Source organism: Bradyrhizobium vignae (genome assembly GCF_900324035.1).
GTDB lineage: Bacteria > Pseudomonadota > Alphaproteobacteria > Rhizobiales > Xanthobacteraceae > Bradyrhizobium > Bradyrhizobium vignae.
The window spans coordinates 1,730,159-1,744,290 of record NZ_LS398110.1; the positions used below are offsets into that span (position 1 = coordinate 1,730,159).

17 protein-coding genes are annotated in these 14,132 nt (G+C 60.2%); 12 read left to right on the forward strand and 5 right to left on the reverse strand.

Features of this window, described 5'->3' with window-relative positions:
• Nucleotides 1-93: 93 nt before the first annotated feature.
• Nucleotides 94-1,899, forward strand: a complete 1,806-nt coding sequence (locus BRAD3257_RS08345; RefSeq protein WP_244607883.1) for an AMP-binding protein — start codon at nt 94-96, stop codon at nt 1,897-1,899.
• Nucleotides 1,900-1,996: 97 nt separating this feature from the next.
• Here the strand turns inward: BRAD3257_RS08345 and BRAD3257_RS08350 are convergent, their stop codons facing one another.
• Nucleotides 1,997-2,515: a winged helix-turn-helix transcriptional regulator gene (locus tag BRAD3257_RS08350; protein ID WP_122401467.1), complete on the reverse strand. Its 519-nt coding sequence runs from the start codon at nt 2,513-2,515 to the stop codon at nt 1,997-1,999.
• Nucleotides 2,516-2,731: 216 nt separating this feature from the next.
• Here BRAD3257_RS08350 and BRAD3257_RS08355 point away from each other — a divergent pair, with 216 nt between their 5' ends.
• The 6 genes from BRAD3257_RS08355 (at nt 2,732) to BRAD3257_RS08380 (ending at nt 9,155) form a co-directional block, all read left to right on the forward strand.
• Complete coding sequence (locus tag BRAD3257_RS08355) at nt 2,732-3,364, forward strand: 2-hydroxychromene-2-carboxylate isomerase (protein WP_122401468.1); 633 nt, start codon at nt 2,732-2,734, stop codon at nt 3,362-3,364.
• 468 nt (nt 3,365-3,832) lie between these two features.
• On the forward strand, nt 3,833-4,570 hold the full coding sequence (locus tag BRAD3257_RS08360; protein WP_122401469.1) for an SDR family oxidoreductase: 738 nt from the start codon (nt 3,833-3,835) through the stop codon (nt 4,568-4,570).
• Between the two features lie 12 nt (nt 4,571-4,582).
• The gene (locus BRAD3257_RS08365) at nt 4,583-5,764 is read left to right on the forward strand and encodes an acyl-CoA dehydrogenase family protein (RefSeq protein ID WP_122401470.1); all 1,182 of its coding nucleotides are present in this window, start codon (nt 4,583-4,585) and stop codon (nt 5,762-5,764) included.
• Between the two features lie 23 nt (nt 5,765-5,787).
• Nucleotides 5,788-6,918 (forward strand): acyl-CoA dehydrogenase family protein, encoded by a 1,131-nt coding sequence (locus BRAD3257_RS08370; protein WP_122401471.1) that lies wholly within the window; start codon nt 5,788-5,790, stop codon nt 6,916-6,918.
• Nucleotides 6,919-6,932: 14 nt separating this feature from the next.
• Complete coding sequence (locus BRAD3257_RS08375) at nt 6,933-8,120, forward strand: acetyl-CoA C-acyltransferase (RefSeq protein WP_122401472.1); 1,188 nt, start codon at nt 6,933-6,935, stop codon at nt 8,118-8,120.
• 21 nt (nt 8,121-8,141) lie between these two features.
• Nucleotides 8,142-9,155 (forward strand): NAD(P)H-dependent flavin oxidoreductase, encoded by a 1,014-nt coding sequence (locus BRAD3257_RS08380; protein ID WP_122401473.1) that lies wholly within the window; start codon nt 8,142-8,144, stop codon nt 9,153-9,155.
• Nucleotides 9,156-9,337: 182 nt separating this feature from the next.
• On the opposite strand, the gene BRAD3257_RS08385 is transcribed toward BRAD3257_RS08380, so the two are convergent.
• On the reverse strand, nt 9,338-9,634 hold the full coding sequence (locus BRAD3257_RS08385; RefSeq protein WP_122406433.1) for a YciI family protein: 297 nt from the start codon (nt 9,632-9,634) through the stop codon (nt 9,338-9,340).
• 83 nt (nt 9,635-9,717) lie between these two features.
• A complete protein-coding gene (locus BRAD3257_RS08390; RefSeq protein WP_122401474.1) occupies nt 9,718-10,620 on the reverse strand; it encodes an NmrA family NAD(P)-binding protein in 903 nt (300 codons plus the stop codon).
• 361 nt (nt 10,621-10,981) lie between these two features.
• Between BRAD3257_RS08390 and BRAD3257_RS42165 the strand changes: the two genes are divergently transcribed.
• Nucleotides 10,982-11,335 carry a winged helix-turn-helix transcriptional regulator gene (locus BRAD3257_RS42165; protein WP_430648828.1) on the forward strand — a complete coding sequence of 118 codons (354 nt, stop codon included), beginning with the start codon at nt 10,982-10,984 and terminating at the stop codon, nt 11,333-11,335.
• On the opposite strand, the gene BRAD3257_RS08400 is transcribed toward BRAD3257_RS42165, so the two are convergent.
• Together BRAD3257_RS08400 and BRAD3257_RS39630 are read right to left on the reverse strand one after the other, a co-directional pair.
• Entirely contained in the window at nt 11,268-12,026 is a 759-nt protein-coding gene (locus BRAD3257_RS08400) for an RNA-guided endonuclease InsQ/TnpB family protein (RefSeq protein WP_122401475.1), read from the reverse strand. The genes BRAD3257_RS42165 and BRAD3257_RS08400 overlap by 68 nt on opposite strands.
• Nucleotides 12,027-12,262: 236 nt before the next feature.
• A complete protein-coding gene (locus tag BRAD3257_RS39630) occupies nt 12,263-12,544 on the reverse strand; it encodes a helix-turn-helix domain-containing protein (protein ID WP_160118779.1) in 282 nt (93 codons plus the stop codon).
• A 103-nt stretch (nt 12,545-12,647) separates the two neighbouring features.
• On the opposite strand from BRAD3257_RS39630, the gene BRAD3257_RS40800 reads away from it, so the two are divergent.
• The 4 genes from BRAD3257_RS40800 (at nt 12,648) to BRAD3257_RS40805 (ending at nt 13,928) form a co-directional block, all read left to right on the forward strand.
• Entirely contained in the window at nt 12,648-12,794 is a 147-nt protein-coding gene (locus tag BRAD3257_RS40800) for a hypothetical protein (RefSeq protein ID WP_244607884.1), read from the forward strand.
• Entirely contained in the window at nt 12,791-13,198 is a 408-nt protein-coding gene (gene dctP, locus BRAD3257_RS41690; protein ID WP_283809941.1) for a TRAP transporter substrate-binding protein DctP, read from the forward strand. Before BRAD3257_RS40800 ends, dctP (BRAD3257_RS41690) begins: the two co-directional genes overlap by 4 nt.
• Nucleotides 13,185-13,625 (forward strand): TRAP transporter substrate-binding protein DctP, encoded by a 441-nt coding sequence (gene dctP / locus BRAD3257_RS41695; protein ID WP_283809942.1) that lies wholly within the window; start codon nt 13,185-13,187, stop codon nt 13,623-13,625. The genes dctP (BRAD3257_RS41690) and dctP (BRAD3257_RS41695) overlap by 14 nt, the downstream gene beginning before the upstream one ends.
• A 75-nt stretch (nt 13,626-13,700) precedes the next feature.
• Nucleotides 13,701-13,928 carry a TRAP transporter small permease subunit gene (locus tag BRAD3257_RS40805; protein ID WP_244607885.1) on the forward strand — a complete coding sequence of 76 codons (228 nt, stop codon included), beginning with the start codon at nt 13,701-13,703 and terminating at the stop codon, nt 13,926-13,928.
• Nucleotides 13,929-14,132: the final 204 nt, after the last annotated feature.

The window sequence follows — 14,132 nt, forward strand, 5'->3', positions numbered from 1 at the left end:
CTCGGGCGCGCGCCTGTCGCGAGGCCGGCAACCAGAAGCTAGTTCACACGCGAGCCACCGAGATCGCCGCGGCAAGTCATGGGATCACCTTCGATGTCAATGAACGGACCAGTATTCGCCCCCAAGGAGGTTTCTCTGCAGCGGCGGAGCGACGGTTCGCTTATCTTGAGTTCGCCAATCGAGCTCGGGAGTTGCGATTGGCGTATCACTGACTTTATGCCGAAGTGGGCGAAAGCTGCTCCAAACCGCATCTTCCTGGCGCAGCGCAATTCGGACGGAGGCTGGGACCAGATCACATACAGCCAAGCTTGGGCGTTGGTTCAGGCGGTTGGCCAAAGCCTGATCGAAATGAATGCGAAGCCTTCGGACAGCCTCGCTATTCTTTCCGGGAATTCCATAGAAAATGCGGTGGTTTCATTTGCCGCAATGTCTATTGGCCTAGTCTTTGCGCCGATCTCGCCGAACTACACTCTGATGCCCGGCGGCCTGGCGCGGCTGAAGGATATCGCGGAGGTCCTGCATCCTAAGTTCGTGTTCGTGCAGAGCGGACGGGAATTCTCCGCAGCCCGCTCTATTCCGGAACTGAAGGCGGCCACCTGGATCAGCGTCGACGGCGCTCCCGAAACGGTGCGCTATTCGGACCTCACTACGAAGAGGAGCGGTTACGAAGGCTTCGAACAGGCGTCCCGTTCTGTGTCGTGCGATGGCGTTGCGAAAGTACTCTTCACGTCCGGCTCGACGGGCCTTCCCAAGGGCGTTCTGAATACTCACCGAATGATGGCGAGCTCTCTACAAATGGGCAGCTTGCTGGTGACTCCATCCGAGGCGCCTGTTCAGGTCGAGTGGATGCCATGGCATCATACCATGGGAAGCAACGTGATTTTGCATGGCATCCTCAAGAACGGGGGAACTCTCTACATAGACGATGGCCGGCCGTTACCGCAGCTCTTCCACAAAACGCTGCGCAATCTGAGGGAGGTCTCGCCGACCGCCATGTTCAACGTTCCTGCCGGCTACACTTTCCTTTGCGACGCGATCGAGAAGGATGCTGAGCTGGGCGCGGACATACTGAAGAGGGTGGACAGGATGAGCTATGCCGGCGCTGCCATCTCTCAGAACACGCTCGAGCGTCTGTACCGTTTGACGTCATCGATCACCGGCCGGCAAATTCCGGTCATGTCGGGCTACGGTACTACGGAAACCGCTCCAACGATCAGTACGACCCACTGGGCTACGGATCGCCCGGGGGAAATTGGCCTCCCGGCGCCGGGTTTGCAGCTCAAGCTGCTTCCCGTCTCCGATACCTACGAGGTGAGAGTCAAAGGTCCCAACGTCACCCCGGGTTATCTCGGAAGACCGGATTTGACGGAAAGCGCCTTCGACGAAGAAGGCTTCTATCGCATCGGAGATACGGTCTCGTTCATGGATCCCGAGAAACCGGAAGCAGGACTCCGGTTTACGGGCCGAATTTCCGAGAATTTCAAGCTCGCCAACGGGACCTGGGTATCGATCGGGAATATGCGGGCCGCGGTCTTGGCGGCCGCTCGCGGCGTGTTGTCGGACGTGGTCATCGCAGGTGAGAACCGAGAATGGTGCAGTCTGCTCTGCTGGCTGAACCCAACGGAAGCGGCTCGGCTTTCGTCGCAGCCGGCCTCCGACCTGAACAGCGATCCGGTCGTCGTGCAGTTCCTTAAGGATCGCTTCCAAGAATATAATCGGACCGTCGGGAGTAGCGAGAGCGTGCATTCATTCGTGCTGCTCAAGGAGCCGCCATCGATCGCCGCCGGAGAAATCACCGACAAGGCCTATGTCAACCAGCGCGCCGTCTTACGGTGCCGATCGGACCAGGTGGAATCTCTCTACAGCTCCACGCCGGCATCGGGCGTGATCAGGGTTTGAGAAGCCCTGCTCGCGTCCTTTGAGAGGCCGATCGCTGCGAGGAGGCGCGGTTACCTCGAGCCGCAAGTGACAGCGTAGCGTGCCACAGCCTAGGCGATCAGGCCGCCTTCCGCCGCGCCCGGGCTTTCGGTGCCGGCTCCGGCGTCTCCTTTTTCGTGAGTGGACGCCTGCTGCCCGGTCCAGGATGCGTATGAACCTCTTTGGCCAAGACCGGCTCGCCGCACTCGGAGCACACCATGACAGGATCGAAGTTCTTGCCGCAGTTCCGATGCTGATGCAGGAGGGGGCGTCCGCGCTCGTCCACCATGTGGGTATCACCCCAATGGACGATCGCCATCATGATCGGATAAAGATCGAGGCCCTTCTGCGTCAGGATGTATTCGTGCCGCTTCGGCGATTCTTGATACGGCACGCGGCGGAGGATGCCTTGCCGGACGAGCTTCTTCAGTCGCTCGGCAAGTAGGTGACGTGTGATCCCGAGCGCAGACTGGAAGCCCTCGAAGCGGCGAGTGCGCAGGAAACATTCGCGCAGGATAAGCAATGTCCATCGGTCGCCGATCACCCCGATGGTCCGGGCCATCGAACATGGCTCTTCTTCAAGTTCTTTCCACTTCATTCGCGTCTCCAACTAGGCCCAACCACTCTCCCACGAATCCGCCGAGAGATGATAAGTCATACCATTCTAGATAGGTACTGAGCCCTAAACAATACCAGCCTCCGGAAAATCCGCCAAAACAGGGCAGGTGAGTTTGACAGTTCAAAAATAGAACTATAAAACGGACGTCATACCGACTGTCACCCTATCCTCGAGTTGTTCCGGAGATCGCAAACTATGACCCCGAAAGTAGAATTCCTGTTCGATTTCGGTAGCCCGAACGCCTACTTGGCCGAGGTCGCGATCCCCGGCATCGAGCAGCGCACCGGCGTCAAGTTCGAGTACGTTCCAATTCTTCTGGGCGGCATCTACAAGGCTACCGGCAACATGTCGCCCTTCGATTCCCTTCGAGGGATCAAGAACAAGCCCGAGTACCAGGCGCTTGAAACGCAGCGCTTCATCCGTCGTCATGGCGTGACGAAATTCCGCCTCAACCCCTTCTTCCCTGTGAACACCCTCATGCTGATGCGCTGCGCAGTCGCGGCTCAATCTGAAGGGATGTTCGAGCCCTATTTCAGGGCCGCCTATCACCACATGTGGGAAGAGCCCAAGAAGATGGACGATCCGGACGTTTTCCGGAGCGCGTTCGCTTCCTCGGGCATCGACATCGATCGCCTTGCAAAGCGTGCGCAGGACGACGACGTCAAGAAGCGGCTCATTGACCTGACGAATGATGCCGTGAGCCGCGGTGCGTTCGGCTCGCCGACATTCTTCGTCGGCAAGGAGATGTTCTTCGGCAAAGATCAGCTCCGCGACGTGGAGGAATCCATCGTCGAGCAGACCGGCGGGGCCGCTTCAAAGGCCAAATGATATCTGTACCCGTAGGGCGGCGACACCAAATGTGGTTCGCCGCTCGTCAATCTTTCGGCGCACGAGGTCGTTGGGGTCGTGTACTCGATCTCGATGGAGCTCGCCGTTTGCGTCCGGCAAGCATAATTGCTCAAGTCAGCCGGCGACGCTTGCTCTGGCCGAGCGACCTCTAGAAGCTCACTTTCAGTGAATGACAGAGGGACAGCGTTGATGCCCTTCGGATGCAGGCGTGGTTGCGGTCGGTCGTGCCATCCACGTCGTGGATTCGACTCGCTTGGCTGTCCAACTCGACTCGATTGGAGCGCTCGGACTCGCCGCTCGCGCCGTTATGGTCACATCAAATATCATTTGACGAGTTCTAAAAAAGAACGTTATGTGCTTCCATGATGCCGAGGCCGCGACGGTGGTCCATCGGATCGCGGCAGCATAATTCGCAAGCGACGTAATAACCTCACAGGGAGCAAGCCCGTGCAGAAAAGAAACGCAACGGTGGCAGTCATCGGCGCCGGCGATTACATCGGCGGCGAGATCGCTAAAAAGTTCGCCTCGGAAGGATTCACGGTCTTCGCGGGCCGTCGCAACGGTGAAAAGCTGGCTCCGCTCGTGAAGGAGATCGAGGCGGCCGGGGGAGAGGTGCACGCCCGTTCGCTCGACGCCCGCAAAGAAGACGAGATCATCTCCTTCCTCAACGACGCCGACAAGCACGCGCCGCTCGAAATCTGCATCTTCAACATCGGCGCGAACGTCAATTTCCCCATTCTGGAGACCACGGAGCGCGTCTTCCGGAAGGTCTGGGAAATGGCCTGCTATTCCGGTTTTCTGGCTGGCCGCGAAGCCGCCCGGTTGATGCTCCCGCGCGGGGGCGGCAACATCTTCTTTACCGGGGCGACAGCTTCGCTTCGGGGCGGCAGCGGCTATGCCGCGTTCGCAAGCGCCAAGTTCGGCCTTCGCGCGGTTGCGCAAGCGATGGCGCGCGAGCTCGGCCCGAAGAATATCCACGTGGCGCATCTCATCATCGACTCCGGGGTGGATACCGAATGGGTGCGGCAGCGGCGCCTCGAGGCTCTGGGCCCCAATGCGCTGGACGATCCGGACGCCTTGATGCCTCCGTCTTCCGTCGCGGCGTCCTATTGGCAGCTCTACCAGCAGCCGAAGAGCGCGTGGACTTTCGAGCTCGAGATTCGCCCCTTCGGCGAGAAGTGGTGAGGAGCAAGTAGGATGGAGCTGGCGCTTTCTCCTGAGGATGCTGCATTTCGTGACGAAGTGCGCGCATTCATCGCGGAAAACTATCCGGCGGAAATGCGTGTCCCGAATCCGGAGACCGATCTGACCAAGGAGCAGTCCCTGCTCTGGCATCGCATTCTGTACAAGAAGGGGTGGATCGCACCTCTCTGGCCAAAGGAGTACGGCGGTCCGGGTTGGTCGATTACCCGCCGGTTCATCTTCGAGCAGGAGACGAGCCGCGCCGGTACTCTGCCGCCGTTGGCATTCAGCGTCACCATGGTTGGTCCCGTCATCTATACGTTCGGCAACGAGGCGCAGAAAAAGAAGTATCTTCCGCGCATTCTGTCAGGCGAGGACTGGTGGTGCCAGGGCTATTCCGAGCCGGGCTCCGGCTCGGACCTGGCCACTGTCCGCACCAAGGCGGTGCGCGACGGCGATCACTATATCGTCAACGGACACAAGACGTGGACGACACTAGCGCAGCATGCGGATTGGATCTTCTGCCTGGTGCGCACCGATCCGAATGCCAAACCTCAGTCCGGCATCTCCTTTCTCTTGATCGATATGAAATCGCCTGGCGTTACGGTGCGCCCGATCATCACCATCGACGGAAGCCACGAAGTCAATGACGTCTTTCTGGAGAACGTCCGTGTCCCCGTCGAGAACCTGATCGGCGAGGAGAACAAGGGATGGACCTACGCCAAGTTCCTGCTCGGCAACGAGCGGACCAGCATGGCCGGTATCGGACGGTCGACGCGCTACATCAATAAGCTGAAGCAGATCGTAAAGGCCGAGATTCCGACCGACGATCCGGCGCATCTCGACTTCGAACGCGAAATTGCCCACGTGGAGCTCGACGTGTTGGCGCTTGAGGCGACCGAGTTGCGCGTAGTGGCGCAGATGGCGCGCGGCATCGATCCGGGACCGGCGGCATCGTTGTTCAAGATCCGCGGCACCGAGATATTTCAGAAGATCACCGAATTGACCCATCGGGCGATCGGCAACTACGGGCTCGCGCTTCGGGAGCAACCCTTCAGCGCCAATCACTTCATGCCCGGCCCCGAATACGGGCACACCGCGGCGGAAAAGTACCTCAATTCGCGCAAGCTGAGCATCTACGGCGGGTCGAACGAGATCCAGCGCAACATCATCGCAAAAGCGGTTCTTGGTCTCTAATCGAAGCCTATCGAGAGGGTCGGATGGACATCCAATTCACGGAAGAGCAGGAGCTGCTGCGGTCCAGCATCCAACGCCTGCTACGCGACCAATATGATTTCGAGGCACGCCGCAAGATCGTCGCCAACGAACAGGGCTTCAGTCGTGAGCAATGGGGTGCGTTCGCGGACCTCGGCCTGTTGGCTGCGCCGTTCACGGAGGACGCCGGCGGCCTCGGGGGCGGTCCGCTGTCGACCATGATCATCGCGCATGAATTCGGCCGGCATCTCGTCGTCGAGCCGTTCGTCGAGACGGTCGTTTTAGCAGGTGGTCTGATCGAACAGGTCGGCACGGTCGAGCAGAAGCGAGACTTCATTCACGACATCATCGACGGCAAGAAGATCTGGACGCTGGCCTGGACGGAGAAGGGCGGCCGGTTCGACCTGGCAAACGTCGCCACCGCGGCGCGGCGTGAGGGCGAGGACTATGTCCTGAACGGCGAAAAGAGCGCAGTGATCGCGGCACCCTGGGCGGATTACTTCATCGTCTCCGCGCGCACCATGGGCAACCGCCGGGATCACGGCGGCGTCAGTCTCTTCGTCGTTGATCGGCGCGCGGCCGGCGTCGATCTGAAGAGCTTCAAGACAATCGATGCACGTCGCGCGGCTGAGATCGGCCTGCGCAACGTCCGCGGGCAGTTGCTCGGCAATGAAGGCGAGGGCGTTACCGCGCTGGAGGCCTGCCGCGACCGCGCCATCGGCGCACTTTGCGCGGAAGCCGTCGGTGCGATGGGCGAGCTCAACTCCGCGACGCTCGAGTATTCGAAGACCCGCAAGCAGTTCGGCGTCACGATCGGGTCATTCCAGGTTCTGCAGCATCGGATGGTCGACATGTTCATCGCCCATCAAGAGGCACTCTCTCTGATGCAGCACCTCAATCTCAGCATCAGCGAAGGTGAAACCGGGCTTTCGCGGCTCGCCTCCGGCGCCAAGACGAAGATCGGCTATGCGGCGAAGTTCGTCGCCGACCAGGCGGTGCAGCTGCATGGCGGCATGGGCATGACCGACGAGCTGAATGTGGGCCACTATTTCAAACGGATCTCTTCCATCAACATCCAGTTCGGCGATCCCGCGTTCCACGTGCTTCGCTATGCACGTCTGGACGCGGTCGCGTAAGAAAAGAGGCAATTATGACGACAGATGCAGTAATCGTTTCCACCGCCCGTACCGCGGTCGGCAAGGCCTACCGAGGATCGCTCAACAATACGGAAGGGCCGACGCTCGCGGGGCATGTGATGGCTGAGGCGGTCAAGCGCGCCGGCATCTCGCCCGGGGAGGTCGAGGACGTGGTCATGGGCTGCGCTATGCAGCAGGGCACCATGGTCATGAACGTGGCCCGCAAGGGCGCGATCCGCGCGGGGATGCCGGTGTCGGTGGCTGGAACGACGATCGATCGGCAATGCGCGTCGGGTCTTCAGGCGATCGCTGTTGCCGCCCGCTCCGTCATGCTCGACGGGGTAGACATCGCAATTGGCGGTGGCATCGAGTCGATCAGTCTGGTGCAGAACGAGCATATGAACAAGTTTCACATCGTCGACGAAGAGTTGATGGCGGCGAAGCCGGCGATGTACATGTCCATGCTCGAGACCGCCGAGACCGTGGCGGAGCGCTACAAGATTGGGCGCGATAAGCAGGATGAATATAGCCTCGAGAGCCAACGGCGTGTCGGCGCCGCTTTGCAGAGTGGCCGCTTCGATGACGAAATCGTCCCGTTCACGACCAAGATGGCGCTCGTGAACAAGGAAACGAAGCAGGTCACCTACGAGCAGGTGACGCTGACGAAGGACGAGGGGCCGCGGCCTGACACGACAGCCGAGGGCCTCGCCAAGATCAAGCCTGTGTTCGAAGGCAAAACCATCAGCGCAGGCAATGCGAGCCAGCTTTCTGACGGGGCTTCGGCCTGCGTGATCATGAGCGATAAGGTCGCCTCCAGGAAGGGGCTCAAGCCGCTCGGCATCTTCCGGGGCTTCGTTGCCGCGGGCGTCGAACCGGATGAGATGGGCATCGGCCCGGTAGTCGCGATCCCACGCCTGCTGAAGCGTCACAATCTGAAGATCGACGACATCGATCTCTGGGAGCTCAACGAGGCGTATGCCGTCCAGGTGATCTATTGCCGCGACAAGCTTGGCATCGACCCGAACAAGCTCAACGTAAACGGGGGCTCGATCGCGATCGGCCACCCCTATGGGATGACCGGTTCGCGCCTCACGGGCCACCTTCTGATCGAGGGACGGCGACGAAAGGCAAAGTACGGCGTCGTTACCATGTGCATCGGTGGCGGCATGGGCGCGGCCGGCCTTTTCGAAATCATCCATTGAACGGATCTGCGGGAGATCATCGTGAAGACAGCGATCACTGAACTGTTCGGTATCGAACATCCGATTATTCAGGGCGGGATGCACTATGTCGGGTTCGCCGAACTCGCCGCAGCAGTGTCGAACGCCGGCGGACTTGGCCTCATTACCGGTCTGACCCAGAAGACGCCCGAGCTGCTGGCCAAGGAGATCGCGCGTTGTCGCGACATGACGGACAAGCCGTTCGGCGTAAACCTCACCTTTCTGCCGACCCTAAGTGACCCACCTTATCCGGAGTATATCGCCGCCATCAAGGAAGGGGGCATCAAGGCGGTAGAGACTGCAGGGCGAAGCCCCGAACAGTACATGCCGGCGCTAAAGACGGCCGGCATCAAGGTGATCCATAAATGCACGTCGGTCCGTCACTCCCTGAAAGCCGAGAAAATCGGTTGTGACGCTGTGAGTGTCGATGGTTTCGAATGCGGCGGTCATCCGGGAGAGGATGACATTCCAAACATGATCCTACTCCCGCGCGCGGCAGACGAGCTCAAGATTCCGTTCGTCGCTTCCGGCGGGATGGCAGACGCGAGAAGTCTTGTCGCGGCTCTATCTATGGGCGCTGCAGGAATGAATATGGGCACTCGGTTCGTGGCCACAAAGGAGGCGCCGGTCCACGAGAACGTAAAGCAGGCATTGCTCAAAGCTACGGAACTTGACACGGTGCTCGTGATGCGTGCTCTGCGAAATACAGAACGCGTACTCAAGAACAAGGGCGTAGAAGAGCTGGTCGAGATCGAGCGCGCAAAAGGCGCAAGCCTGAAGATCGACGACATCCTCGATCAGGTCGCCGGCGTTTACCCGAAGGTCATGGTCAACGGAGAAATGGACGCTGGCGCCTGGAGCTGCGGCATGGTGGTCGGTCTCATCAATGACATCCCGACCGTCAAGGAACTGATTGATCGCATCATGGAAGATGCCGAGCGCATCATCCGGCAGCGGCTGACGGGATTCTTGGACGGGACGCATAAAGGTGCTGCGCCTGCACGAGCAATAGCTTAGGGCTTCCCGAACGGCCGGCTAAGAGCCAATAAGAAGGGGCGGGACGCCTAAAGTGTTCTGCCCTTTTCTGCGTCTGTTCGTTCATTGGGCGCAGCAAGAAAGGGGCGAGACGCTTGCGTGGGCGGCGTACGGCCACAGAATTGGGGGAGCTGCAGCCGGCGCCGCACAAACGGCGTTGGGTGCTAGGCTCGGGTTGCCAACTTCAGCATCGTATAGTGCTCGTAATGGCCGGCGCCGTTCTTCACGATCGGATCCTGGGAGGTAATCATCTCGATGTCCTGATCGTCGGCGATCTGCCAGATAGAGACGCCATATCCACCTTTCGGGTCCATGACAGGACCGTGCGCGACCACCACGCGTTCGTTGGTTAGACTGTCCAGGAACGCTCCGTGTTCCTTTATCCATTTGGCTTCTTCGGACGTCAGAGTGGACAGAAAGTCGGCGCGCGGCGGTATGAACTTGCAGAGATATGCCTTCATGTCTCGGCTCCATTCCTGCTGATGCTGGGAGATCTCGCCTTTGGAGAGGACCGCCGACCGCAGGGAGGCGGTCCAGCTCACATCTAGCCGCCAGTCGTGTACGCGCTTGCATGCCTAGAAACGAAGTCGCGGATGCTCAGCGGCGGTTTGCCAGTGATCTTCTCGACGTCCGATGTCAGCCGGTCGTAACGATTCTGCTGTTTGAGAAGAGCCATGGTCGCCAGATGTGCGAGAACATGGGGAGGCAGCTTAGCATTATCCTGCAAATGCTTCCGCCAAGGCTCCCAAGGCACATTCACGTAGGTGATGGGACTTCCAAGAGCTTTCGAAAACTCTTCGGCCACTCCATTCATGTCCTGCGACTTTGGTCCGGTCAGTTCGTAGATCTTTCCGATGTGCGTGGCCGGTGCTTCAAGAATAGTGGCTATTACACGCGCCACATCTTCGCTCGCGATCGGCGACGTTTTCCCATCCCCGAAAGGTAACCGAATTTGCCGATGATCGCGGATGGAGTTCACGGACAGCCGAAGGAAGAACGTCTCCAGAAATGCCGTAGGGCGGACGTGCACAACAGGCAGCCCGGACCAATCCAATGCCTGCTCGGCAAGCCAATGCAACTTCTGTTGCGGACTGTCGGTCGTCGAGTTGATTCCCATCTGTGACACGGTCATCTGGGAGATATTGACGAACGCGGAAACCTTGTGATGCTTCGCGACTGCCGCCACGTTGACAGTCGCCTCGAGATAGGACGGCGAGACGGCAGTGCCGAAATAGAGGCGCTCGCAACCTTCGATCGCTCGGTGCATCGCATGGAGGTCGAGGAGATCGCCAACAACGACCTCGGCTCCCGCGCTCGCGAGCTTCGCCGATCTGCCGTCTTCGGCGCGGACAAGAGCCCGAACCTTACAGCCCCGTTCGATCAATAGTTTGCAGACCACATGACCTACGTTTCCGGCCGCGCCAGTGACCAAAATGGGAGATTGCATGGTTCACTCCTTGCGGCGCCGCTTGCTCATCTCGCCAGCGGCGTATCGATTAGGGGTAATGAGACGATCTTGTACGCTCGCTGATCAGACAGCGCAACGTTTCCGCTGATCATGTCTGGAGGAGCAATGAGTGAATAGCAACATGGCAATTGACTTGTAAAATGAAAGTGACAAGCTGCCTTGAAGAACGACCCGAAAGGACGGCAAGCTGATCTGGACAATACGAATCCCGTCGATCTGGTATGGGCTGGGTTTGGAGATGAAAACTATGTCCATTACGAAGCAAAGCCGACTGGCCAACAAAGAGTGCTCCGTCGCGCGCGTCATGGAGCTTGTTGGCGATCGCTAGTCTATCCTGATCCTGCGCGAGGCGTACTACGACGTGAGACGCTTCCACGAGTTCGAACTGTACGTCGGAATCGCTCCCAATATTCTAAGCGCCAGGCTGAAGAAGCTCGTGAGCGCCGGCATTATGAGGCAAGTCCCTCTGCCCGAACATTCAAGGCGAAATGAATATGTTCTGACCGAAAAGGGGCGGGATTTCTTTCCAGCTTATCTTGCATTGAAGAAGTGGGGAGACGGCTGGCTTGCCGACCGAGCGAGACCTCAAGTCTCGTTTCGCGAGCGCACAGCGGGAGATCTGGTGACTACTCTCGGCCCTGAAGGGCCGAGTTTCTGCCCTTGCGGGCGTCATCTTCCTGCTTCCGGCCGGTAGTCTGGCTCGATCCCCAGGCCATCCCCGGAAGTCCTCCGGTTGAGCTGATGCCTTTAGCGAGGATGTTCCTCGCCGCGTTTTCGTCGGCATCGAAGTCGCCGCCGCGCGCGTTGCCGACGAAACGGGCCCGCGTGATGCGGGCCTCCGCGTCGACGACGCCGCAGGCGCTGCAGGTCTCCGACGTGTGGGCGGGGTCTACGACAATGAGCCTCGCGCCGTACCACTGGCACTTGTACTCCAGCATGGTCCGGATCGTCCGTGGCGCGATCTCGAGCAGAGCCCGGTTCTCGTTGGCCCGCTTCATGACGAGCGTTCCCGGAGCCTCCGCCGTGCCGCGACCTGTCTTCGTCATCTGCTTGACCTTCAGGTCCTCGATGACGACCATGCCGTGGTTCTTGGCGATGGTCGTGGTTGCCTTGTGGGCCGCGTCCCTCCTGCGACGGGCGGCTTTGGCCTGCAACCTGGCCAGTCTGAGTTTGGCCTTCTCCCGGTTCTTCGATCCCTTCTTGCGGCGACGTCCGGTGGGCGTTCTCCAGCCGCCGGCGCTCGGTCGGCGCCGCGCGGGGAATGCCGAACACCGTCCCGTCGGAGAGAACGATGGGCTGGGCGCTTCCGAGGTCGATCCCGACCGCGGAACCCGCGGTTGGCCGGAATGACCGTCTCCAGCTCCGTTTGCGCCGACACGAACCATTTGCCGGCGACTGTCGACACGGTGACGTTCTTGATCTTGCCGTCGATCGATCGGTGCATCACGATCCGGACCCAGCCGGCCTCGGCAGGAAGATGTTGCCGGGCTCGATCTTGATCTGCTTGGGGTCGGAATAGCGGAAGCTCTCCTTGCGGCCGCGCTTATGTGGAACGTCGGCCACTTCGGGAAGTCGTCCGGATCGGTCTTGATGCCGCGGATCGCGAGCTCCCGCCGCCGCTTCAGTCCTGCGAAGTAGTTGTCGAAGGCCGCATGGACGTCGTAGACCGCCTGCTGCAGCGGGTGGTGGGGACCTCGTACAGGAAGTCGAACTCCTCCTTGAGCGCAGTCAGCTCCTTGATCTGGTCGAACTTCGAGAGGCTCTTCCGGCGACGGAGATACTCGTTCTTCTGCTCCAGGCACAGATTGTAGACCCGCCGGCAGCAGCCGATCGTCCGCCGGAAGAGCTCCTCCTGAGCGGCGTCGGGGTAGATCCTGTAGCGGTAGGCCTTGCGCAGCAGCATGGAAGTTATCCTGCGCAGCGCCGACCGAGAGAGACGAGTCAAATCGGCATCCGGGCAGCTCGCGAGCGTGTTGGTACGGGCGCTGTCTGGGACGGCGATCTGCGTGGCGCTGACGGTCGGCGCATCCGCCGCCGATGACATCCAAGAGCGCACCATCAGATGGGGGCACCTGAACAACACCGATCACCCCGTCAGCTTTGGCGTGCAGAAGTTCGCCGAGATCCTGCTGGCGAAGAGCGGGGCAAGATGAAGGTCCGCGAGTTCGCGGCCTCACAGCTCGGCAATGAATTGCAGCAGCAATCCGCGCTGCGCGGCGGCACGCAGGAGATGCTGTCGGCCTCGACCACGTCGCACGCAACGGTCGTTCCGGAGTTCGGCCTGATCGACTTCCCATTCCTCTTCAACACCTCCGAGCAGGCCGACGCGCTGGCGACCGGCAAGTTCGGCAAGGCCATGCTCGCTACCTTGCCGTCCAAAAATCTGATCGGTCTCGGCTATTGGAGCTTGGGCTTTCGCAACGTCACCAACGGCACCCGTCCGATCACCAAGCTCGAGGACTTCGCCGGCCTCAAGCTCCGAGTGATCCCGAACCCGGTCTATCTCGAAAGCTTCGGTGCGTTTAAGGCTAACCCGGTCCCCGATGGCTTTCGGTGAGCTGTATTCGGCGCTTGAGACCCGCACCGTGGACGGCCAGGAGAATCCCTATACGGTCATTCTCTCCAACAAGTTCTATGAGGTGCAGAAATACGTCTCCGCCACCAAACACACCTTCACCCTCAACATCATCCTGGCGAGCAAGGCGTTCTGGGACAAGCTGTCGCCGACCGAACAGCGCCTGATGCACGAGGCCTATGAAGAGAGCCGCGGCTACCAGAAGGAGCAGACGCGCCTGCAGACCGAAAAGGCCTTGGCGGAATTGCAGGCCAAGGGCATGCAGTACAACGCGATCGCGCCTGAGGAGACCGACCGCATGCGCAAGACGGTGCAGCCGGTCGTAGACAAGATCTCGGCCAATCTGCGTCCCGACACGGTGAAGGTCTTCAACGACGAAGTAGAGCGCATCCGCAAGGACGTGAAGTAATCAACGCCGTCATCACGCGGGCGGCGGAGCCGGCCCCGGGCCGGCTCACATCGCTCATTTGCCCGGACGTCACGCATGGCACGCGCTCTCGACCTCTATTGCACGTTTCTCAAGGCCGTCATTGCCGCGTGTCTTGCGGTCATGGTGGTGCTGGTGTTCGGCAACGTCGTGCTGCGTTACGGCTTCAACTCCGGCATCACGATTTCCGAGGAGCTGTCGCGCTGGCTGCTGGTCTGGTTGACCTTCCTCGGCGCCATCGTCGCGCGATGCGCGAGCTCGCCCATCTCGGCGTCGATACGTTGATCCGGAGGCCGCCGGCCGCCGGCACGCGCATCTGCTTCGTCCTTAATTACGGCCTGATGCTGTTCGCCGACTGGCTGCTGCTCTCGGGAAGCTGGCGCCAAACCATCATCAACGTGGATGACCGCGCCCCCGGGCCACCGGTCTTTCGATGGGCATCTTCTACGCGGTCGGCGTGATCTTCGGCGTGTCGACCGCGATCATCCT